24 protein-coding genes are annotated in these 21018 nt (G+C 44.8%); 18 read left to right on the top strand and 6 right to left on the bottom strand.

All coding sequences use genetic code 11. The annotated features are described in order from the left end of the window. Positions 1–165 precede the first annotated feature (165 nt). The 8 genes from era (at position 166) to AC3WS5_RS08440 (ending at position 7137) form a co-directional block, all read left to right on the top strand. Positions 166–1077: a GTPase Era gene (gene era / locus AC3WS5_RS08475; RefSeq protein ID WP_492466866.1), complete on the top strand. Its 912-nt coding sequence runs from the start codon at positions 166–168 to the stop codon at positions 1075–1077. 150 nt (positions 1078–1227) lie between these two features. Next, complete coding sequence (gene der / locus AC3WS5_RS08470) at positions 1228–2544, top strand: ribosome biogenesis GTPase Der (RefSeq protein ID WP_492466865.1); 1317 nt, start codon at positions 1228–1230, stop codon at positions 2542–2544. Between the two features lie 38 nt (positions 2545–2582). Next, positions 2583–3254 carry a Crp/Fnr family transcriptional regulator gene (locus AC3WS5_RS08465; protein WP_492466864.1) on the top strand — a complete coding sequence of 224 codons (672 nt, stop codon included), beginning with the start codon at positions 2583–2585 and terminating at the stop codon, positions 3252–3254. Positions 3255–3313: 59 nt separating this feature from the next. Then, the gene (locus tag AC3WS5_RS08460) at positions 3314–3919 is read left to right on the top strand and encodes a TlpA family protein disulfide reductase (RefSeq protein WP_492466863.1); all 606 of its coding nucleotides are present in this window, start codon (positions 3314–3316) and stop codon (positions 3917–3919) included. Between the two features lie 140 nt (positions 3920–4059). Beyond that, positions 4060–4305, top strand: coding sequence for a hypothetical protein (locus AC3WS5_RS08455; RefSeq protein WP_492466862.1), 246 nt, complete (start codon positions 4060–4062; stop codon positions 4303–4305). A 138-nt stretch (positions 4306–4443) separates the two neighbouring features. Beyond that, the gene (locus AC3WS5_RS08450) at positions 4444–6138 is read left to right on the top strand and encodes an FAD-dependent oxidoreductase (RefSeq protein WP_492466861.1); all 1695 of its coding nucleotides are present in this window, start codon (positions 4444–4446) and stop codon (positions 6136–6138) included. 22 nt (positions 6139–6160) lie between these two features. Then, complete coding sequence (locus AC3WS5_RS08445) at positions 6161–6442, top strand: rhodanese-like domain-containing protein (RefSeq protein ID WP_492466860.1); 282 nt, start codon at positions 6161–6163, stop codon at positions 6440–6442. Between the two features lie 74 nt (positions 6443–6516). Then, positions 6517–7137: a c-type heme family protein gene (locus tag AC3WS5_RS08440; protein ID WP_492466859.1), complete on the top strand. Its 621-nt coding sequence runs from the start codon at positions 6517–6519 to the stop codon at positions 7135–7137. A gap of 92 nt (positions 7138–7229) precedes the next feature. On the opposite strand, the gene AC3WS5_RS08435 is transcribed toward AC3WS5_RS08440, so the two are convergent. Beyond that, positions 7230–7862, bottom strand: coding sequence for a trimeric intracellular cation channel family protein (locus AC3WS5_RS08435; RefSeq protein WP_492466858.1), 633 nt, complete (start codon positions 7860–7862; stop codon positions 7230–7232). 26 nt (positions 7863–7888) lie between these two features. Beyond that, positions 7889–9154: an amidohydrolase gene (locus AC3WS5_RS08430; RefSeq protein ID WP_492466857.1), complete on the bottom strand. Its 1266-nt coding sequence runs from the start codon at positions 9152–9154 to the stop codon at positions 7889–7891. 374 nt (positions 9155–9528) lie between these two features. Between AC3WS5_RS08430 and AC3WS5_RS08425 the strand changes: the two genes are divergently transcribed. From AC3WS5_RS08425 to AC3WS5_RS08395, 7 genes are all read left to right on the top strand, one after another. Next, complete coding sequence (locus tag AC3WS5_RS08425) at positions 9529–9921, top strand: hypothetical protein (protein ID WP_492466856.1); 393 nt, start codon at positions 9529–9531, stop codon at positions 9919–9921. 142 nt (positions 9922–10063) lie between these two features. Beyond that, entirely contained in the window at positions 10064–10882 is an 819-nt protein-coding gene (locus AC3WS5_RS08420; protein ID WP_492466855.1) for a FixH family protein, read from the top strand. A 72-nt stretch (positions 10883–10954) separates the two neighbouring features. Continuing rightward, positions 10955–13036, top strand: coding sequence for a TonB-dependent receptor (locus AC3WS5_RS08415; RefSeq protein WP_492466854.1), 2082 nt, complete (start codon positions 10955–10957; stop codon positions 13034–13036). A 44-nt stretch (positions 13037–13080) separates the two neighbouring features. Beyond that, the gene (locus AC3WS5_RS08410; protein ID WP_492466853.1) at positions 13081–13626 is read left to right on the top strand and encodes an RNA polymerase sigma factor; all 546 of its coding nucleotides are present in this window, start codon (positions 13081–13083) and stop codon (positions 13624–13626) included. Positions 13627–13654: 28 nt separating this feature from the next. Continuing rightward, the gene (locus tag AC3WS5_RS08405) at positions 13655–13957 is read left to right on the top strand and encodes a hypothetical protein (protein ID WP_492466852.1); all 303 of its coding nucleotides are present in this window, start codon (positions 13655–13657) and stop codon (positions 13955–13957) included. Next, positions 13958–14506, top strand: coding sequence for a hypothetical protein (locus AC3WS5_RS08400; RefSeq protein ID WP_492466851.1), 549 nt, complete (start codon positions 13958–13960; stop codon positions 14504–14506). A 27-nt stretch (positions 14507–14533) separates the two neighbouring features. Next, positions 14534–14884 (top strand): hypothetical protein, encoded by a 351-nt coding sequence (locus tag AC3WS5_RS08395; protein ID WP_492466850.1) that lies wholly within the window; start codon positions 14534–14536, stop codon positions 14882–14884. Between the two features lie 140 nt (positions 14885–15024). Here AC3WS5_RS08395 and AC3WS5_RS08390 read toward each other — a convergent pair whose 3' ends face one another. Beyond that, positions 15025–16077 (bottom strand): cytochrome-c peroxidase, encoded by a 1053-nt coding sequence (locus tag AC3WS5_RS08390; protein ID WP_492466849.1) that lies wholly within the window; start codon positions 16075–16077, stop codon positions 15025–15027. Between the two features lie 203 nt (positions 16078–16280). Further along, positions 16281–16976, bottom strand: coding sequence for a DUF4397 domain-containing protein (locus AC3WS5_RS08385; protein ID WP_492466848.1), 696 nt, complete (start codon positions 16974–16976; stop codon positions 16281–16283). Between the two features lie 594 nt (positions 16977–17570). On the opposite strand from AC3WS5_RS08385, the gene AC3WS5_RS08380 reads away from it, so the two are divergent. The 3 genes from AC3WS5_RS08380 to AC3WS5_RS08370 all read left to right on the top strand — a co-directional run bounded on the left by AC3WS5_RS08380 (position 17571) and on the right by AC3WS5_RS08370 (position 20212). Then, entirely contained in the window at positions 17571–17858 is a 288-nt protein-coding gene (locus AC3WS5_RS08380) for a hypothetical protein (RefSeq protein ID WP_492466847.1), read from the top strand. A gap of 436 nt (positions 17859–18294) precedes the next feature. Then, on the top strand, positions 18295–18756 hold the full coding sequence (locus AC3WS5_RS08375) for an OsmC family protein (protein WP_492466846.1): 462 nt from the start codon (positions 18295–18297) through the stop codon (positions 18754–18756). Between the two features lie 481 nt (positions 18757–19237). Continuing rightward, positions 19238–20212: a virulence RhuM family protein/type II toxin-antitoxin system death-on-curing family toxin gene (locus tag AC3WS5_RS08370; protein WP_492466845.1), complete on the top strand. Its 975-nt coding sequence runs from the start codon at positions 19238–19240 to the stop codon at positions 20210–20212. Positions 20213–20298: 86 nt separating this feature from the next. Here the strand turns inward: AC3WS5_RS08370 and AC3WS5_RS08365 are convergent, their stop codons facing one another. Both AC3WS5_RS08365 and AC3WS5_RS08360 read right to left on the bottom strand, forming a co-directional pair. Then, complete coding sequence (locus AC3WS5_RS08365) at positions 20299–20523, bottom strand: GIY-YIG nuclease family protein (protein WP_492466844.1); 225 nt, start codon at positions 20521–20523, stop codon at positions 20299–20301. 114 nt (positions 20524–20637) lie between these two features. Further along, the coding region (locus AC3WS5_RS08360) for a GIY-YIG nuclease family protein (protein WP_492466843.1) at positions 20638–21018 on the bottom strand (381 nt) is incomplete at its 5' end.

The raw sequence follows: 21018 nt of genomic DNA, 5'->3' as shown, positions 1-21018 counted from the left end.
AAAAATCCCTTGAATATGTTGGCCCGAAAGCACCGACTGTTCCGCGCATGCGTCAAAAAGAGTGTAAATATATCACTTGTTCGCCGTGGTCCGCTGATTGACGGTCAGAACCGGCCTTTGGATAACTTTGCCCCGGCTCATCAGCATTTCAAAAATACCGGAATCTTGGCGTACCTTTGCAGTTTTCGGCCGGTAAGGCTCTGGTACGACATGAAATCTGGTTTTGTAAACATATTTGGCAGGCCTAATGCGGGCAAAAGTACGCTTCTCAACGCACTGATGGGAGAAAAACTGGCTATTGTATCGCCAAAAGTGCAGACCACCCGCCACCGGATCAAAGCCATTCTCACCGGTGATGGTTACCAGATTATATTTTCAGATACCCCGGGGATCATTGAACCTAAATACAAATTGCACGAAAAAATGATGCAGGCGGTTAAATCGGCGCTGGAAGATGCCGATGTAGCGCTGCTGATTGTTGACATTCAGGACGACTGGGAGGAAAATGATGCGATCTTTGCCGCGCTAAAGCTGAAGGTGCCTGCGATTGTCGTGATCAATAAGGCCGATAAAGCCAGGCCTGAGCGAGTGAAGGAGGCTGAGGCGTTCTTCTCAGAAAAGTCTTACTGCAAAAAGGCTATTTCAATTTCTGCGCTGAAGGGGGTTCTGGCAGAAGATTTTATCCGGCCGATCCTTGAGTTTTTGCCTGAAGGAGCTCCTTTTTACGATGGTGATGATATCAGTGATCTGCCCGTAAAATTTTTCGTTTCAGAAATTATCAGGGAGAAGATCTACGAGCTTTCCGAAGACGAAGTACCCTACCATACAGCAGTTTTGATCAGAGAATACAAGGAGAAGCTAACCCTGGTAAAAATTGTAGCCGATATCATCGTCCACAGAGAAACGCAGAAAATGATCCTGATCGGTGAGAAGGGGAGCATGGTCAAGAAAATCGGTACAGCAGCCAGGAAAGATATTGAGGCCTTCATAGGTCAGAAAGTCTTCCTGGAATTATTTGTCAAAGTAAAACCGAAATGGCGCGAAAATGAAATGCAGTTACGTGAATATGGGTATTGAGAAAATTATCGATATTTCAGATTCGAAAGCGTCGCTGCAATTCTAAAGAACAGATCACAACCGGACTAAAGAGATTTTAAATTAATGTTTTTTATAATTTGAAGTGATACAGCTTCATTTGGATTTTTAAATATAAACCAGCAATAGGATATGGGTTTCACACTAGCAATCACAGGCAGGCCTAACGTAGGAAAGAGTACACTCTTTAACCGCTTGCTGGAACAGAGAAAGGCCATCGTTGATGATGTAAGCGGTGTTACGCGCGACAGACAGTACGGCATCAGTGATTGGAACGGTAAAACATTTAACGTAATTGATACCGGAGGTTTTGTACATGGCAGCGATGATGTTTTTGAGCGGGAGATCGCCAAGCAGGTGCTGATTGCTGTGGATGAGGCCGACGCCATCCTGTTCATGGTAGATGCCACGACCGGTCTGACTGATCTGGACGACTCTATGGCGAAGGTGCTTCGTAAAAGTACCAAGCCGGTTTTCCTGGTGGTAAACAAAGTTGATAACCACGACCGGATGCTGGAAGCTGCCGAGTTCTACAGTCTGGGATTTGAACATATCTATTTTATTGCTTCCGCCAGTGGAAGTGGAACGGGGGAACTGCTGGATGCGGTAGCGGGACTGATCTCAGAGGAAAAGTCGAATGCATTGGCCTCACAGGAAACTTTGCCAAAATTTGCTATTATCGGCCAGCCTAATGTGGGGAAATCCTCACTGTTGAATGCATTGGTAGGGCAGGAGCGCACTATCGTTAGCGACATCGCCGGAACAACCAGGGATACCATCCATACCCACTACAATTTATTTCAGAAAGAGTTTATACTAATCGACACCGCGGGGATCCGGCGCAAGAGTCGCGTCCACGAAGATCTTGAATTCTATTCTGTCATTCGCGCCATAAAAGCGTTGGACGAATCTGATGTTTGCCTGCTGCTTTTGGATGCTGAGAAAGGGATCACGGCGCAGGACCTGAATATTTTCAGCCTCGCGGCCAGAAAGGGGAAGGGGATCCTGATCCTCGTGAATAAATGGGACCTGATAGAAAATAAACAAACCAATACCAGCCGGGATTATGAAGCGGAATTGAAACAAAGGCTGGCTCCCTTCAGCGATGTTCCGGTGATTTTTATTTCGGCTCTGGAAAAAACCAGGATTTACAAAGCCATAGAAATGGCGCTGGACGTATATGCCAACCGGTCCCGGAAGGTGCCCACCAGCAAACTAAATGAGGTGATGCTAAAAGCGGTGGAAGCACATCATGCCCCGGTGGTGAGAGGTCATTCCATCAAAATAAAATTTGTGACGCAGTTGCCCACCGAAACACCCTCTTTCGCATTTTTCTGTAATTTTCCGGATGACATCAAAACGCCCTACAAAAACTATCTCGAGAATCAGCTTCGGAAGAATTTTGAATTTAGCGGCGTTCCCGTCAGACTTTTTTTCAGGAAGAAATAATTTCGTAACTTGAGAATTCTGTCAAATTGTAAACTGCAATGAATACCCTTGAACAACTGGCGAATAAGGAAATACTGGATCTGTTAAACAAGAAGTTTTTTATGTTTGGCGAAGAGCTTAAACAGTTCATTGCCAGGGTCAGCCTCATGAAACAGATTTCAAGGGGTGAGATCCTGATCCAGGCCGGGCAATATCTGAAACATACGATGCTGGTGGTGGAAGGACGGATCAAACTCTATCGGGAAAGTGAATATGGCGATGAGGCATTCATGTACTACCTCGAACCCGGCAATGCATGTGCGCTCTCCATGCTCTGCGCTTCCAGACAAAAAACCAGTGAGGTTACAGCCAAGGCAGTTGAGGATACGGTAGTGATCATGATCCCCGTTCAGTACACGGATGAGCTCATGAAGTACCACCAGGATTGGTATAATTTTGTGATCGAGACCTACCGGTCCAGGTTTGAAGAATTGCTGGAGGTTTTTGACAACGTTGTATTCAAAAGTATGGACGAACGGCTGGAATCTTACCTGAAAAATCAATTCACAAGTCTTCACTCCAATAAAATAGAACTTACGCATCAGGAGATAGCGAATGATCTGAATACATCCCGCGAGGTGGTATCCCGACTGTTGAAGAAGCTGGAACAAAGGGGCGAAATTGCTCTGAACAGGAAGTTTATTGAAAAAACGAAAGGTAGTTCGCTGTGACTTTAGACACCGTTTCGCATCCGCGGGTTGGATAATTTGCGGCCATCCAATCGAAAATTATGGACAATCCAATTCCCAAAAAGAAGTATTTTACTGTTTCCAATATCATTTCAGGGATCCTGGTAGTTTTTACACTCAGCATCCTTGTCTTCCCCGAATTTAAGGCGAAGGTTTTGCAGGTGTTTATGTCGGCGGGCTTGTTTCAACCCGGTGTGCCTGGCGAGGTTAAAGCCGATAAGGCAACTGCCGTCAGCGATTGGAAGATCAGACTTAATAATTCAGAAGGCGAAGTAGTTGACGGACATACAATGGATGGGAAAGTTGTATTCATCAACTTCTGGGCGACCTGGTGCCCCCCGTGTATTGCTGAAATGCCCTCCATAAATACACTTTATAAAAATTACAAAAATAATTCGGGGATACTCTTTTTACTGGTAGATGCGGATGGAAACCTGGCAAAGTCCGGCGCGTTCATGAAAGACAGAAATTTTGAACTCCCGGTTTACGCGCCCCAGGGGCCTTTTCCCGAGGAGTGGTTTGGCGGTTCGCTGCCGACGACACTAGTCTTGGATAAGCAGGGCAGACCCGTGTATCATCATGAAGGAATTGCAGATTATGGGAGCCAGAAATTTAAAGATTTTCTGGATGGGTTACTGCGCGAATGATGTTGAGAGCTGACGATGATTGTTTGACAATACGTTACCTTTTGCAGGGAACAGATACATCTTGTTATAACATTTTTTGTGACATTTATCACTTTAGCCTCCGCCCAAGTTAGATACATTCGTGTTCAAATAAACTGATTATGTATAAGGTATTGCTGAAAGATTGGAGTTTTTTGAGGGTTATCAGACTTATCCTGGGAATAATGATGTTAGGGCAGTCCTTTCAGATCCATAGTTGGGCGATAGGTCTGTTCGGGGGTTTGTTTATATTCCAGAGCCTTACAAATACAGGTTGTTGCGGTGCAGGAGGGTGCGGCGTCCCGCAACGCAGCAGGCCAGCCAATAGTGAGAATGTGGAAGAGATCTCCTATGAAGAAGTTAAGTAGATCCTTCATAAAGAATTTTGCCGGATGTTTTAAGGTGCGGGTCATTCCGCACTTTTTTTGTGCGATCGAAACTAACTGTAACTAAAATCACGTATAATTTTTATACCTGTTTGTTCTTTTGTACCTAAATTTTAAAAGATGAAAGTTGTGATTGTTGGAGCTGTAGCCGGCGGAGCCAGTGCTGCAGCCCGTCTCAGACGAATGGATGAACATGCTGAAATTGTCATGTTTGAAAAAGGAGCATATGTTTCTTACGCTAATTGCGGTCTTCCCTATTATATCGGAGATGTGATCCGGGAGAGAAGTAAACTGTTCGTGCAATCTGCGGCAGGTTTCAGAAACCGCTTTCACATTGATGTGCGGACGAATACCGAAGTACTGAGTATTGATCGCGACAACAAATTGGTCAGGGCGAGAAATACCATTACCTGGGAAGAGTATGATGAGAGTTATGATAAACTTATTTTATCGCCTGGTGCAGAGCCTCTCCGCCCGCCGTTGCCGGGCATTGATCTGCCAGGGATATTTACACTCAGAAATGTTCCGGATACCGATGCGATTAAGGAACAGGCCAACAGGATGAAGAAGGGAAAAGCTGTGGTGATTGGTGGAGGCTTCATCGGATTGGAAATGGCAGAAAACCTTCACAATTTGGGTCACCAGGTAACGATCGTGGAAATGGCCGACCAGGTGATGGCGCCGGTGGATTTCCCGGTAGCTGCTATTGTTCAGCAGCATATTCGCTCAAAAGGTGTACAGTTATTATTAAGCACAACCGTCAGCGGGTTTGAATCCTCGGGTGAAGGCGTTCGTGTGAAATTTACCAATGGGGAATCGGAAGATGCGGATATCGTCATATTATCCATAGGTGTAAGGCCTGATACCCGGCTTGCCGCTGAAGCAGGATTAACGATAGGTAAATCCAAAGGAATCTGGGTGAATGAATATTTGCAGACCTCAGATCCGGAAATCTACGCCGTTGGTGATGCTATTGAATTTGAAAACCCCATCACGGGCCGGCCAGCTAATACGTTTCTGGCAGGTCCGGCAAATAAACAGGGCAGGATCTGTGCCGATAATATCGTCCTGGGCAATAAAAAACGTTACAAAGGATCGATTAATACAGCGATCGTAAAAGTATTTGATTACACGGTGGCTACTACGGGGATGGCTTCAAAACATCTCAAACATTTTGAGATTCCTCACCAGGTGTCCACTACCCGTTCGGCTTCCCACGCCACTTATTACCCCGATGCGAAACAAATGACTATTCAACTGGTCTTTTCGCCGGAAGACGGACGACTGCTGGGCGCTCAGGTAGCCGGCATGGAGGGGGTGGACAAGCGGATCGATTTGTTGGCGACCATGGTTCAGCAGGGTCGGACAATCTACGACCTTACAGAGCTGGAGCACGCCTATGCTCCACCTTTCTCTTCTGCTAAAGATCCGGTGAATATGGCCGGGTTCACCGCAGAAAACCTGATTGGGGGTCTTTTAAAAGTGGCTTACTGGGATGATTTTTTTGACAGGTATATTAATGATAAGAATGGTATTCTGGTGGATGTTCGCACACCACAGGAACACGTTGTCAAGACAATCCCGGGGGCAAAGAATATTCCGCTTGATGAACTCCGGCTCAGGCTATTTGAGTTACCTAAAGACAAGACCCTTTACATTTTTTGTGAGATTGGGTTAAGGGGATACCTGGCACAAAGAATTTTGAAACAGCATGGTTATGCGAACGTGATTAATCTTTCAGGTGGATTCTCACTTTGGAACATCACCCACATAGAAAAAGAAATACAAAAGAAAAGAACCAAAGCTATTTATTAATAAAATAAAGTATAAAAAAAAGATGAATAATCTAAAAGAAATCGTAAAAAACGGACAGAACACATTGTTGGATGTAAGGACTAACCAGGAATTCAACGACGGACACTTCCCGGGGGCAATCAATGTGCCCCTGCAGGAAATAAAACAGCGACTGGATGAAATAGATGAAATGCAAAAGCCTATCGTGGTCTATTGTTTGTCTGGTGGCAGAAGTATGGCTGCTGTGGGGTTGCTGAAACAATCTGGTGTGAATGAAGTATATAACGGGGGTGGTCTTGCTGACATGCAATACCTGATATCCTGATTTATTTCAGTTGTTACAAATATATTGTAACTTCAATGCCATTATTGGCAGTTTCTAAATGATAGGGTCGCAGAATGAAAAAGAGCGGGGTTATAGTGTTACTGGTTTTGACCTTTTTGTCCGCCTGTGGATTAAATACGGGTAAGAAAAAAGCGGACAGGGAGGTTTCGGGTGATGTCCGGATAGATTCGGTTTCCCGTCGGATCTATCTGGAAACCGGGGCCAGGTACGCTTCAGAGACCGGTGCTGTGTTGACCAGGAACCTCACCGAAGCAATGAAAACACGTGGTGTTTTAAATGCCATTTCGTTTTGTAACGTGATGGCAGTCCCACTTACAGACAGTATGTCTGCTCACTATTCGGTTCACATTTGGAGAGTTTCGGATAAGCCGAGAAACCCCGGGAACCGCGCCGGATCCGATGAGCAGGGTTATATTACAGACATGCAATCTGCAATAACCGCCGGCAAAAAACCTCAGCCTGTGCTAGCTTCACAACAAGGGAAGATCCGGGCATATTATCCCATAATCACCAATTCCCTGTGTTTGAATTGTCATGGACCCCGTAAACAAATCAACCCTGCTGTGAGGGTGAGATTGCGTGACCTGTATCCGAAAGACGAAGCTACAGGATATGACATAAACCAGTTAAGAGGCCTTTGGGTGGTGGAGATGGAGAAGTTAGATGCTAAATAGACGTTAGACTAGACGTTATCCGCCTGCGGGTAGAAAGGAATGATAAATGTTGAATTACGAGCAATTGTAATATAAGCCTGGTTGTCACAGGTCTACTGGTCTGTCTCTTTTGAAAAAGTGGGCAGGTTCCAGTGATGCCGGAGCGCAAGCATTCGCAGGGAAAAGCTTACGACCAGAGCAATAATGGCGACCCAGTCGTTTGAGAGCCAATCCCAATAACTTCCCAGAACTACGATCGATGCGCCGATGAGGGCTGCTGAAGCATAAATTTCTTTTTCCAAAATTACGGGTACACGGCTGAGCAGCATATCGCGCATAACGCCTCCGCCGACGGCGGTTGTAATTCCCAGTAGTATTGCAGCTTCGTTGTTGTGTCCGAATGAAAGCGCTTTCTGAGCTCCGGAAACCGCGAACATGGATAATCCCGCAGCGTCAAACAGGAGTACCGGATGGTTGAGGAGTTGTACAATTGGGTAAAAGCCTATTGTCAGACCGGCGGCGAACATCGCGATAGCCAGGTAATACCAAACAGATAAGCCTGCTGGGGGAATTGCCCCGATGCAAAGATCGCGAATGATTCCTCCACCACAGGCCACCACAAAGGCGATGGCACAGATGCCAAACAAATCAAGTCCACGCTGTCTGGCTGCTGTTGCTCCACTAATGGCAAAAGCAAATGTCCCGGTAAGGTCCAGTATATAGTAAATCGTGTGCAGTTCGCCCATTGGTCAAAGATAGTAATAGGTGAGAATTATTCCAGCCAGGCTGCCGCAGCAGTGACCATTGCCTGAAAACCTGTCTTCAGGGTTGGGTTGAGTACCGGCGCAAATTTGGGTGAATGGTTGCTGGGAATTGAATTAAGCTTATTGTTTTTTATTGCATCGTCATAGATTTTCGGGTCAGTTCCGCCAACAAACCAAAAGACATAGGGTACATTCCAGCTTCTGCCGAAAACACTGAAGTCCTCACTGGCCGAGGCCGGTTGAGTTTCATGCGCGGAGTCTCCAAAAACCTCGTGAAAAGCTTCGGCAACTCTGTTGGTTGCTGCGACGTCGTTTTCGGTCAGCGGGTAGCTGTCCAGTGTTGTAAATTCCGGATCTCTCGGCGCATTTGAGGCGGCACACTCAGCGCAGCAAATACGTTTTACCGCGGAAAGAATATGGTCTTTGACACCATCATTAAAAGTACGTATGTTCAGCTTCAGCGTGGCATCTTCAGGAATGATATTTTCTTTGGTGCCGGCCTGCAATGCACCGATTGTCAGCACAGCATTTTCAATGGGTGCGATTTCCCGCGAAACGATTGTTTGTAAACGCAGGGCTGAGGCGGCGGCCATGATTACAGGATCTATCGATGTTTGAGGCGATGAACCATGCGCCCCACGGCCGAAAATTTTTACTTTGAGACTGTTGCCCGCAGAGAGTATCGCTCCGCTCCGGTAACCGACGGTACCCGCTCGGCCAACCATCACGTGTTGTCCCAGGATAATTTCCGGTTTGGGGAAACGCTTCATCATTCCGTCGTCGATCATACTTTGAGCGCCCCGGCCAACTTCTTCACCCGGCTGGAACACAACTAACAGGGTCCCCTTCCATTGATCCCTGTGTTCCGAAAACAACTTTGCTACACCAATCATCCACGTGACGTGCAGGTCGTGGCCACAGGTATGGGAAATACCTACTTCCACACCATCTTCATCACGACCTGTTTTTTTGCTTGCGTACGGAAGCCCGGTGTCTTCCTTTACGGGAAGCGCATCCATATCCGCGCGTAACATCACGGTGGGCCCCTCTCCATTCTTCATGACACCCACAACGCCGGTCACACCAACATTTGTGGTAACCTCATACTGAAAACTGGTCAGGTGATCGGCTGCAATTTTTGCCGTCCTGAACTCCTGCATGGATAACTCGGGGTTCTGGTGTATGTCTTTGTAAATCTCTTCCAGTCCGGGTAGCAATTGATCAATATAAGAACTCATACTGCTGGTGAATGCGGAAATCTGACCGTTTTTCATAAAAGTAAAGTTTTAGAAAATGACATGTGCTCCAAGTGACGCTTTTTCCCTGGCGATTGCGAAGTAATATGGATCGATTTGTTTTGCTTCCAAAAACCTGGTATTGTCAAAATTGGATCTCATAACAATTTCGATTCAATTATCTGATTGCTATTGTGGATTTAGCCCGTTTCACTTCAAATTCCCAGTTAAGTTACATGCTATTTTTTTTATCATCAATACCGGAGGCAAGCTTAACAGTAGCTTAACACGCTCGTTTGTCGGGCTTCATTAGCTTTTTGTTTGTCTGGGTTGGTCAAATCAGTCTGCAATAATCATTTATTTTTTATTAGGGAGATTTGTTTCGGTTTATTGAATACCTTTGCCTCCAAATATTGAAAAAGGGTCTTATATACAAATACATAACTGCAGTTGTTTTTCTGGCAGCCTTCCTGGCGCAGTCGTTTGGGAAAAGTTTCTATATTGCCGATTATTACGCCCGAACTGCCAGCTATGCGGAAAAATGTATCAACAAGGCCAGACCAAAACTTCATTGCAACGGGCAATGTCAGCTAATGAAGAAATTGCAGGAAGAAGAAAAAAAAGATCAGCAGAATCCTGAAAGAATCAATTCTCTAAAGAATGAAGTCTCTTTGTCTGATCAGAATGACTTTGCAACCCTTGAAAACCAATTTCGCCTGATAGCACTGAGCCGCCATATTGAAGGCAGGCCCGAAGATGTTCCTGCAGGCATCCACGCACCAGTATTCCGGCCCCCCTGTCTCTGACCATATACCTGTCTGTTTTCCCTGTTTCAAAAATCCGGTAGAGCCGCAACGTCATCCTTGTGTTGATCAATGGCGCCCGTAACCCAGGGTACGGTTTGAGTATGCCGGTTGCTTATCCATTCCGAAATTTAAATTCAACATTATGTTCAAAAGACATTTCCCAATAATAATTTTTTTATTGGCTATCCTTTCTGCCTGCGTAAAAAATGAAGTGCCGGCACCTGTTGATCCTGTTTTGAAGAAAAAGAAAATTGCCGAGACGGTACTGTCGGGAACTCCTGTTAAACTCACGCTGTATGCGGAATATGACTCCCTGTTTGTTGGATACAATCCGCTTTATATTACCCTGATTGACACCAATTCCAGGCAGGATGTCACAAACGCGTCCATCAGCCTTTTACCCGTGATGGACATGATCACGATGAAGCACAGTTGTCCGATTGAGCAGCCCGTGTATTCGTCTACAGACAAGTTTTACGCCGGCGCAGCAGCATTTTCAATGGCTACGGATGGCATGATGGGGTGGTCTGTAAAGGCGACGGTTACTTATAACAACCAGACTTATATGAAGGAAATTCCGGTGGTCGTGAAAAATACACCTTCAAGTATTAAATTGATAGGCAAGATCAAAAATCAGCAGGGAGTTCCCTATTTTGTCGTGTTAGTGCATCCGCAGAAGCCCGAGCAAAAAGTCGGTATCAACGACCTGGAAGTGGCCGTTTATAAAAAGAATACCATGATGGATTTTCCGGCTGTTGATGGTATGAACCTGAGTTTTGTTCCAACCATGCCTTCCATGGGACACAGTTCACCTAATAACGTGAACCCGGTGTTTACTTCAAAAGGACATTATAAAGGGAAAGTGAATTTTACGATGACTGGTGACTGGCGGCTTGATCTCACCTTGAGTGGTGATGGATCCACTTTCGCGGATCACGCGATGATCGATATTTTGTTTTGACTGTACTGAAGCCAGAGGGGTCAGGATTCAGAGAACTGACCGCTCTTGGCTTACAACTAAAATAATGGTATTGTGGGAAGCTTTTTAAAATTGACGCTTTGCCTGCTTTTTGCCGCGCCGGCATGTGCGCAGGAATTACCTGTACAGGACACCCTGAAAGTAAAAGACCTGGAAGTTGTAGAGATTCAGGCATATTTCGACAGTCAGTCCCGGCACAATAACACGAGACGGAAAGACGGACAGGTCAGGACTGAACGGCTGATCGAATCTCTGCCGGGAGCGGGGATCATTAGCAGGGGTGCATTTGCACAAGAGCCAGTCATCAGGGGAATGAGCGATGGTCAGATCAATGTGCAAATAAACGGTATGCGAATCTTTGGGGCCTGTACCGATCGAATGGATCCGGCATCATCCTATATTGAACCGAACAATCTGAAAAGTATTAAGCTAAATACCGGTCCGGGGTTCGAGGCAGGCGCTGCTACTATCGGCGGATCCATGAATTTTATGCTGAAGGAACCTGAACCAGGTATGGTGAAAACCTTTCAGACTTCCGTCGGAAGCGGATTTGAAACCAATGGTAGTGCCAGGCAATTTCTGGCCAATTGGCAGTATAGTGGCAAAAAATTTGCCTTATACCTGAATGGGATTTACAGAAAAGCAGGTAATTACAAGCCAGGGGGTGCCAAACAGGACTTACTGAGCAGCTTCGGGACCTGGTCAAAAGAAACGGGATTTTCTGTGGATGAAGATGCCAGGATCCTGTATTCCCAGTATGAAAAATGGAACGCCGGCCTGAGTGCAAAATACAAGTGGAATGATAAAAATTCACTTATAGGTGACTATATCACAGATAACGGCTACAATATTGGTTACCCAGCTTTGACCATGGACGTGAAGTATGCCAAAGCGCAGATCGTCTCGCTTGGGCACCAATACAAGAGCCCTGGTTCCGCACTTTCAGGTATCGAATCAAAATTTTATTTCAACTATATTGATCATGCCATGGACGATACCAAGAGGCCGCTGGACCAGATTCCGATGCACATGGACATGCCGGGACAGGCGCTGACGGCCGGGTTCTTCAGTAAAGCAGAATACCGGCACACGCATCATAGGTTCCAGGTTAAAATCGAGAGTTTTCTGAACCGCTGGCATGCCGAAATGACGATGTACCTCAAAGGGGGAGGGGCGGAAATGTTTATGCTGACTATCCCCGATGCACAAAGGTTTTCGACAGGATTGTCTGTAGCAGACAACATTCATATCAGGGATCAATTTAATCTGTTGGCGGGGGCCAGTGCAGGGACTGATCAATCATCCATTTACTCGCTGGCCGGCAAAGACCAATTGTCGGGGATTTATAGTGGATCGATCAGTCGGGATCATTTTTTATGGAATGCCTACATTCAGCCTGTCTGGGACCTGTCTGCTGATTGGCAGATTTCCGCAAAACTATCCAGATCCATGCGTTCTCCTACATTGAAAGAACTTTATTCCGTATATCTCCTTAACCGTGTTGATAACTATGAGTATATTGGTAATCCCGCGCTTAAGAAGGAAAGTGCTTTTAATACAGAGGGATCTATCCGCTTTAATTCATCCGGTTTTTACGCAAATTTGAAAGCCTTTGGTTATTTTTTTCGAAATTATATTGCCGGCGGGGTGGTGGGGGATATGACCTCGACGATGGGAGCAGACGGAGTAAAGCGGTATCAGAATCTGTCTTCCGCTAATATCTGGGGCGGCGAGCTGATTGCCCGTTTCGATCCGGTAAAAAGCCTGAGCCTGAGCAGCATTAACACTTACCAGCAGGGAACGGATAACAATGGCAACCCGGTGCCACTTATGAGTCCCTTTCACTCAACCCAAAAAGCCGAATGGCAGGCCAAAAACGATTGGACATTTTTTCTGGAATCTGTGTATGCCGCAGGTCAGAGCCGGGTGAGTGCATTCTACGGGGAGTCATCAACGCCTGCTTTTAATGTTATCAACACGGGTATCATCAAAGCTTTTTCCTGGCAGGATCAAAGGCTGGTGGTAAGTCTCACTGGACTGAATATTTTTAACCAGTATTATTACGAACACCTGGACGTCATAAAACTTCCGAGGGCGGGGCGGAATATTGTGGCACATATCAGTTTTTATTTTTAGTGCCCGGCAAGCCACGGTCCTGCTTCCGGTCTCAATAACAGTCGATGACGGATGATGAACTGATACGATCTATTTTGGATGGCAATCAAAGGAACTTCAGGCTGATCGTTGAGAAGTATTCGCCCCGCGTATTCCGGACGGTACTAGGATTTGTTCACCAGCGGGAAGAAGCTGAAGAGATTACCCAGGACTGCTTTTTAAAAGCTTACAATTCCCTGCCCGGCTTTTCAGGCAAATCGGCATTTTCAACCTGGCTTTACCGGATCACCGTCAACACAGCTCTCAATGTTGTCAGAAAGAAAAGGAGGGAGCAGTTAATGGGTGATTTGTCAGCATTTTTTCAATTTTCCTCTGCCGAGAAAAATGCCGGACAAAAACTTGAAGAAGCTGAGGAGGACGGGATAGTGGAGCAAGCGCTGGACAAGCTGCCCGAAAAACAACGGGTTGCGTTCATACTTTCAAAATTTGAAGGGTTTTCTCAAAAGGAAATTGCTGAAATAATGAGTACTTCTGAAGGCGCCGTTGAACAACTAATACTCAGAGCCAAAGCACATTTAAAAAAAGAGCTGAAAAAACGTAGGAAAGTTTGAATTGAGGTGTCTAAACAAATAAAGAGCTATGATAAATCCCTGGGATGACGAGATACTGTCCGGTTATATTTCCCGAAACCGACAGCAGGAGCCCGATCCTCTGCTAGTTTCGCGGATTATGTCGAAGCTCGGGGACATCCCGCAGGGGAGGGTTCATCAGGAGCCGCAGGGCTGGCAAAAATGGGCGATGGCTGCGGGTATCGCAGGAGTCATATTAGGAGGCATTGCTCTTGGTAGTTCTTATCACATCAGCCGGGAAAAAGCGGCCATTTGGGCAAATGATGTGGTCATAGAGAATTTGAGCTTTTATCGTCAAATTGGGACTGAATAAATGATGGGTAGTAACAGGATACTGGTTTGGGTAATCGTGCTGTTAGCTTTGCTGAACGTTACAACCATTATTGTGATCATTTACCATAACTGGCAGGAGAAGAAACTGGAGGAAGATGCGGTGATCGTGAATGAGAAGGGGACTGTGATCAACGGGCGATATTTGCGGCAAAACCTGAATTTTGATAATCAGCAGATTGAAAAATTCAGGGAGGCGAACCGGATATTCCGACCGGGAGCTCTGAGAATTATTCATGTCATCGATTCATTAAAGCGTGAAATGCTCATTGAATTGAATAAACCCTTTGCCGATACCGCGAAACTCAATGGGTTATCATTTGGCATAGGCGATGCGCACGGACGGCTGAAGCAGGAGGCATTTCGGTTTTATTTGAGGATTAAGGCTGTCTGCAGACCCGATCAAATGAGCAATTTTGAAGTCGCTTTCAGGCCCCTGTTTGAGCAGGAAGTGCTGCCGGGAGGTCCTCAAGGCGGAGGCTTTGGTCGCGGCCGGGGGATGGGGCGTCACGGGCGAACTGATATGCCATGATTTTTTAAATACTAAAAATAATATATAATGAAAAAGACGTTTTTGATTTTATTTGTGCTGGGGCTGGTTTATACAACTGGTTACGCGCAGCAGGGAAGGGGCCAGGGTCAGCGGCAGGGGCTGAATAAAAATTGCCCGGGATATGTAGACGCCAATAATGATGGAGTTTGCGATAACCTCGGGACAGCTAATTGTCCCTATAGTAAAGGGCAGAATGTTGGGCGGGCAAACCGCGGTCAGGCCGGGGGCCAGGCCGGGGTAAACCGGGGACAGGGCATGCGAAATGGAAATTGCCCGGGCTATGGCCGGGGGCAATGCAGAAATTTTGCTTCAAATTCAAATATTCAACGGAATCCGCAGACGGTTCCCGTCAAATGATATTCAGTAGCATGTTGATGCTATTGAGGTTTCATAAATAGGATAGAAGAAGCCGCCGGTATTTTCCAGGCGGTTTCTTTTTTTTTATTACTGCTCATCACAAGTCTTGCAAACTACTCTAAAGACAATTGTTAGTTTGTCTATTGAGAAACGATTTTCTCATCGGACAAAGCCCCGAGAAAATTCTTTATACTTTTGACTTCATTTGGAGTCAGCTTTTTGTTTAACTGCATGTAGGCCATTTTTTCAATGGCAACTTCAACATCCGCAGTTCTCCCATCATGAAAATAGGGTCCTGTCAGCAAAACATTTCTCAGCATAGGCACTTTGAACTGGTACTTATCTCCTTCATTTCCCGTAACTGCGAAACGGCCGAGGTCCTCAATGTTTTCATAGGGATGGAATAGTCCCATTTTCTGGTAGATCAATCCGCCAAAATTGGGACCCATATGGCACTGAATGCATCCGGTCTCAATAAAAACTTTCAATCCTTCTTTTTCACTGGTATTCATTGCACTCAAATCTCCTTTTAGGAATCGGTCAATCTTGCCGCGGGATACAAGGGTACGTTCGAAGGCGGCAATAGCCCTGCCGAGGTTGTCAAAATTCAAAGGATCTTCTTGGTCGGGGAATGCGGCCTTGAAGGATGCTACATAGTCGGGCATTGCCCTGAGTTTTTTTTCTACAGCTGTTTTATCGGGCATGCCCATTTCAATCGGATTCAGGATAGGTTTGGTGGCCTGTTCTTCCAAAGTGCCGGCTCTGCCATCCCAAAACTGCGCAAACTGGAATCCGGCGTTCAACGTGGAAGGGTCGTTGCGTTTACCCGATTTTCCCAGCGCGCCGACGCCGGTGATATCGTGATCGGCTCCCGCAAATCCCCGGTCTATCGGGTGGCAACTATTGCAGGCTTGCTGATTGTTGATCGAAAGTGCTTTTTCAAAATAAAGCTTCTTGCCCAAATCGACTTTTTGTTTGGTATCGGTGAATGTTCCCGGCATTGTGTCGGGCAGGATGGGGAAGACTGCACTTGCCTTTAGCCATAATTTTCCGTCCAACGTTGTGGTATCAACGGCACTTTCTTTTTCGTTAGTAGTTGACTTTTTTCTGTCCTTACAGCCCTGAAGGTTTAGGAGGATGATGGCAAACAAGGACAGCATGGCCATCGTAATGTACAATGATCTGAATTTCACGCCAGTATATTTTTAGGATGATGTAATCGCTTTGCATCGTTCGGTTGAATCCTGTAAACCAGGGTGATTACAAAGTTATGTTAGGAAAAGGTTTTTTGAACGGATGTCTAAAAAATATATGGTTGAGGTATAAATAAAAAAATGGCCCCCAAGGGGGCCATCCTGTTTCATAGGTACATTTATTTGGGAAAAAGAATCACGATTTAGTGCCTCATCACCCCGATATACAGTTTTGCATCATTGGTCAATGAGGAATATCCGGAGCTAAAAATGGTATAGAAATTGCCAGCTAGCAGGCTCTTCTTATCTGAGGTGGCCAGAATTTCAGGATGACCGGAACGCTTCACTTCAAGAATGACGTCGTTGGCCGCTTTCAGGCTAAAAAAGTTGCCGGCTTGTTTGTACGGTACATTAGTAGCCAGCGGGGCTGCCTGTCCTTGAATGTAGAAGTCGAGCGCCGCAACGTCAGGGCTCATATTTGCAAACCGGACTCTTGCCGAGTCGCCGCTTGCAGACCGAGAACTATCTCTAACCAACACAGCTTCTGTTTTACTGGCTGTGTCGACAACGAACACCGAGTAGGAGGCGTTTTCTGACAGTTGGATACTTGCGCTGACTAGCGCGTTGCTTTCTCCTTTCCTGTAGGCCTTAAAGAGCCTGTTTCCGGGATATGCATTTATATAACCGGTGTAAGTCTTGTAGATAAAATTGTTGTAATCCTTCCTGTTTTGATCGAGGGAGAAGTCCAGCGCCGGCGTTGTTGCCGACGCATGTACGACATTCAGATAGGCTACAGGAGTGGGCGTCTCTTCTTTGAGACAAGAGGCCAGCGTGAAAAGCGTCAGCATGGCTAGCAGGGAAACGGAGAAGGCTCCGGGTTTAGATTGCATCATTTTCATGGTTGTGCTTAATTTAAAAATTTCAAAAAATTAGCAGGGCTATATTGCCTATAACGGGAATTGATGACCAAACGCAACAATTTGCTTAAAAATTTTTAACAAATGGCAAATTCCCGGTATTAGGTTCTTATTAAATAACTACTTTTCGGCTTCGCCTTGAAATGGAATTCACGGGAAAGTTGTTAGTTTTATAACTTTTCTCAACCCGATCGATGCAAATTTCTGATGGCTCGTCTTAGCTTTGGCCAGGCTGACTGCAAACAATGGCGGGAGGATTCGGCAAGATACTCTTTGCCGGCTATTCATTTAGTTTTAGCGCGTTCACATTCATTGGGAAGTTGTGCTGATTTTCTGGCTTTTGATACGGGGTAGAAAAATGCTGTTAGTTGGGTGAATGGGAACTTGGCGAAAAATCCTTTTCAAGGTTTTTATTTTTAGTTGGACAACCCGTTATTTTACCATTATCTGTAATTAAAGTCTCTTGTTCTATCAAATAATATCAATGGATGAGCCTTTGGAATTCTCTTGCGTAGGTTAGGATTATATGATACAATAAAAATATATGCAAACAAGGCCGGCGCACATGTCAGCGTGATGGGTATCAAGGCAGAAAATAAGGCCCCGGGGCATTCTTCAGAAAGAACTGCTTTGTTGGCCTTTATTGCGATTAGTCTTCAGAGTAATAGTACCGCTCAGGTTGTTGAGTTTCAGGGAAGGTGCTTCGAGTTGGTAAATGTTGTAGCGTCCGTTGAAACGTTCGATGGTAAAAAGGTCTTGAAGGTGGAACGGAATTTACAAAAGTTGCCGTTTGATACTGCCAGACTGGAATCGACTGTTGATACTTCAACCTTAAATCCACCTCTTTTAATGGTGGTAGTTTAGGCGGACGACGATGTAAAAAAAAATAAAATTTTCAGAATTGACATTATCCTACTATATTTGTAGGGTAATGTTAGTGACACGCCCAATAACTATATTTCAACATGTCTGTGTAGACATTGTTAAATGTGCACACAACTGTTGTATGCCGTAAGGCATCGTTTATACCATATCATCCCCCAAAAATTTTCTAGCCTTTTTCTGAAAAGGAAATAGATTCTGTTCACGCTGAATTTAATTTTCATATTTAAACAGCAATATGAGCAATCCCCTTTTGTAGACGTATTATACACAACCTGCAGGCCAGTAAGTGGACCCGGCAATGCAGACCTTTTCTCCCTGCGAGAATGTGGTAATAACTAAATATATATTAAAAGGGCCTACAACATATACTAAGTAATAAATAAGTCATTATTCATTTTAATTAAATAAATAAAACATGTCAGATTTAAATTTTATCGTAAAAGGAGTCAGTAAGAATCCTACTAAATTTGTAGCAGAAGCCAGGAACTTTAGGCTCGTGATAGACGAACCGCCTACATTGGGTGGTACCGATCAGGGTGCAAATCCCGTAGAATATTTATTAGCCAGCTATGCCGGATGTTTGAATGTCATGGGCCATTTATTGGCAGGGGAGTTGGGATTTAAGTTAGACAGGCTTGAAATTGAAGTTACCGGAGATATCAACCCCGACAGGCTTTTTGGAAAGTCTTTTGAAGATCGGGCCGGATTTAAGAAAATTCAGGTAACACTAAAACCTTATGCAAAAGTTTCTCCTGAAGTATTAAAAGACTGGATCAGGGCGGTAGAAAACCGTTGCCCTGTCAATGACAATCTGACAAATATAACTCCAACAGAGATTGTTGTATTAAATCCACAGGATGTTGAGGTATTGAATTAGTAGCATTCATTTATTTAACATCGTTTGCGGGTAATGTGATACAGCTCGCAAACGATGTTTTACAATACCTAGTTTCTGTCGTAGACGTAATACATGTGCAGAACAAATCGTTGCAATAAAAAAGGGTTCCAGTTTCCGGGACCCTTTTTAGTGTATGGAAGATGATCCTGCTTTGTTTAAAGATAAAGTGCAGTATTATAGTCGTGTTGCAAATAAGCACGTGAAGCTGATTGCAACGGAATTCGGTATGGGTATTCCTTTTTCAAAATCCTGTTAGCGAGCAGTGCTAACGTTGAATTTATTTCCGAAAGTCTCGGCCATTCCGATACAAAAACAACCGGGAATTATTTAGCCGATTTTGACAAGCAAACTAAAAAGGAAAGAATGAAAGCACTGGTGGATTTTGGATAATGCTCAGTCTACTTTTAAAACCATTTTCCCAAAGCACATATTCTTTTACTGAAATACTTTAAATTCAACTATGGAAACAGGAGAAATAGTCATTTATCAGGCCCAGGATGGACAAACGTCCATTGATGTCAGATTAGAAAAAGAAACAATTTGGCTTAGCCGGGAACAAATTGCTCAATTATTCGATCGTGAGCGATCTGTGATTACCAAACATATAAATAATGTTTTTAGGGAGCAGGAATTAAGCAGAGAAAGCAATGTGCAAAATTTGCACATTGCAAATTCGGATCGGCCTGTTGCTTTTTTTAGCCTAGATGTTATTATTTCAGTCGGCTACAGGGTAAAATCCCCAAAAGGTACCCAATTCCGTATCTGGGCCAATAAAGTACTAAAAGAATACCTGGTTAAAGGCTATGCCGTTAACGAAAAACGACTGAAAGAACAAAGCCAACAGCTGGAACAGCTAAAACAAACTGTTAGACTCTTGGGTAATGTTCTCGAAAACCAACCCCTTAATTCAGATCAGGCCAGCGGCCTGCTTAAAGTAATTACGGATTATACTTATGCGCTGGATGTGCTGGATAAATACGATCACCAGATATTGGAAATAAAAGAAACAACGAAGGATGAGTTTTTTCGCATCAATTTTGAAGAAGCCATGTCTGCCATCAACGGTCTTCGGAAGAAAATTGGAGGTAGTTCCTTATTTGGCAATGAAAAGGATGAATCCTTTGGGGGATCACTGGCTGCAATTTATCAGACGTTTGATGGAGAAGAACTGTATCGGAGCGTGGAAGAAAAGGCGGCCCATCTGTTGTATTTCGTGGTAAAAGATCACTCCTTTAGTGATGGGAACAAAAGAATTGCCGCATTTCTATTTGTCTGGTTCCTGGAGAAAAATAAATTGCTTTATAAAGAAGACGGCTCCCGCCGGATCGCGGATAATGCCCTGGTGGCACTTACGCTGATGATTGCAGAAAGCAAACCGGAAGAGATGGAAATGATGGTAAAAGTTGTTGTCAATTTAATTAATCTGAGAAACTGAGGCACTCATATAACAAATCGCTCGATTATTTGGACAACAGCCCGTTGCCCAAATAGGACATTTGTCAAAAGCGGCTGAAAATCAAACTAGTGAAATTTTGCAACAACTTGTGCAAAATTGCGGGGTTCGTTTGATGGCAGATTGTTTATCGGCAAAGACTTCGTATAAACGATCTTCCAGTCGGGGGATATACTCGTGAAACCTTTGTGATTTGAATTATGCTTTCTTAGGCGTTCCGCCAGCGAATTACCGGTAAAGCCGACATAATAGCGGTCTCTGATTTCGGAATATAAAATGTAGACGTAATACATGGGCAGAACAAATCGATGCAATAAGGTTACAACAAAAAAGGGTTCCAATTGCTGGAACCCTTTTAAAGAGTGTGGGAGTTGATCCCGGTATTCACCGGGACCGACCCTCCCGGCTTACAGGCCGGGATGCTCTGAACCACTGTTGGAGATTAGTTGCTGAATAAAGTTTCTGGATTTTTTCATTTTGATTTCGCGCTCCCGTTTCATTGCAGAAGTTTTATCAGGGAACATCTCGTAGTAAACGATCTTCCAATCCGGAGAGTTTCCAGTAAAACCTTTGTGATTTGAATTATGCTTTCTTACGCGTTCCGCCAGCAAATTACCGGTAAAGCCTACATAGTAGCGATCTCTGATTTTGGAATATAAAATGTAGACGTAATACATGGGCGGAACAAATCGTTGCAATAAAGTTACAACAAAAAAGGGTTCCAATTTCTGGAACCCTTTTAAAGAGTGTGGGAGTTGATCCCGGTATTCACCGGGACCGACCCTCCC

This window comes from Niabella sp. CPT15-335-S11 (genome assembly GCF_058792415.1).
Note: the sequence above shows the minus strand (reverse complement) of the source record. Positions and strands in the feature narration are given on the sequence as shown.

What these genes read in the sequence shown, in the direction of transcription:
- AC3WS5_RS08440 (WP_492466859.1), top strand. Translation starts at nt 6,517, where the DNA reads ATGAAAAAGAGCGGGGTTATAGTGTTACTGGTTTTGACCTTTTTGTCC.
- AC3WS5_RS08455 (WP_492466862.1), top strand. Translation starts at nt 4,060, where the DNA reads ATGTATAAGGTATTGCTGAAAGATTGGAGTTTTTTGAGGGTTATCAGA.
- der (WP_492466865.1), top strand. Translation starts at nt 1,228, where the DNA reads ATGGGTTTCACACTAGCAATCACAGGCAGGCCTAACGTAGGAAAGAGT.
- AC3WS5_RS08395 (WP_492466850.1), top strand. Translation starts at nt 14,534, where the DNA reads ATGAAAAAGACGTTTTTGATTTTATTTGTGCTGGGGCTGGTTTATACA.
- AC3WS5_RS08445 (WP_492466860.1), top strand. Translation starts at nt 6,161, where the DNA reads ATGAATAATCTAAAAGAAATCGTAAAAAACGGACAGAACACATTGTTG.
- AC3WS5_RS08400 (WP_492466851.1), top strand. Translation starts at nt 13,958, where the DNA reads ATGATGGGTAGTAACAGGATACTGGTTTGGGTAATCGTGCTGTTAGCT.
- AC3WS5_RS08430 (WP_492466857.1), bottom strand. Translation starts at nt 9,154, where the DNA reads ATGAAAAACGGTCAGATTTCCGCATTCACCAGCAGTATGAGTTCTTAT.
- AC3WS5_RS08365 (WP_492466844.1), bottom strand. Translation starts at nt 20,523, where the DNA reads ATGTATTACGTCTACATTTTATATTCCGAAATCAGAGACCGCTATTAT.
- AC3WS5_RS08460 (WP_492466863.1), top strand. Translation starts at nt 3,314, where the DNA reads ATGGACAATCCAATTCCCAAAAAGAAGTATTTTACTGTTTCCAATATC.
- AC3WS5_RS08450 (WP_492466861.1), top strand. Translation starts at nt 4,444, where the DNA reads ATGAAAGTTGTGATTGTTGGAGCTGTAGCCGGCGGAGCCAGTGCTGCA.
- AC3WS5_RS08435 (WP_492466858.1), bottom strand. Translation starts at nt 7,862, where the DNA reads ATGGGCGAACTGCACACGATTTACTATATACTGGACCTTACCGGGACA.
- AC3WS5_RS08380 (WP_492466847.1), top strand. Translation starts at nt 17,571, where the DNA reads ATGGGTATCAAGGCAGAAAATAAGGCCCCGGGGCATTCTTCAGAAAGA.
- AC3WS5_RS08420 (WP_492466855.1), top strand. Translation starts at nt 10,064, where the DNA reads ATGTTCAAAAGACATTTCCCAATAATAATTTTTTTATTGGCTATCCTT.
- AC3WS5_RS08385 (WP_492466848.1), bottom strand. Translation starts at nt 16,976, where the DNA reads ATGAAAATGATGCAATCTAAACCCGGAGCCTTCTCCGTTTCCCTGCTA.
- AC3WS5_RS08465 (WP_492466864.1), top strand. Translation starts at nt 2,583, where the DNA reads ATGAATACCCTTGAACAACTGGCGAATAAGGAAATACTGGATCTGTTA.
- AC3WS5_RS08410 (WP_492466853.1), top strand. Translation starts at nt 13,081, where the DNA reads ATGACGGATGATGAACTGATACGATCTATTTTGGATGGCAATCAAAGG.
- AC3WS5_RS08370 (WP_492466845.1), top strand. Translation starts at nt 19,238, where the DNA reads ATGGAAACAGGAGAAATAGTCATTTATCAGGCCCAGGATGGACAAACG.
- AC3WS5_RS08405 (WP_492466852.1), top strand. Translation starts at nt 13,655, where the DNA reads ATGATAAATCCCTGGGATGACGAGATACTGTCCGGTTATATTTCCCGA.
- AC3WS5_RS08375 (WP_492466846.1), top strand. Translation starts at nt 18,295, where the DNA reads ATGTCAGATTTAAATTTTATCGTAAAAGGAGTCAGTAAGAATCCTACT.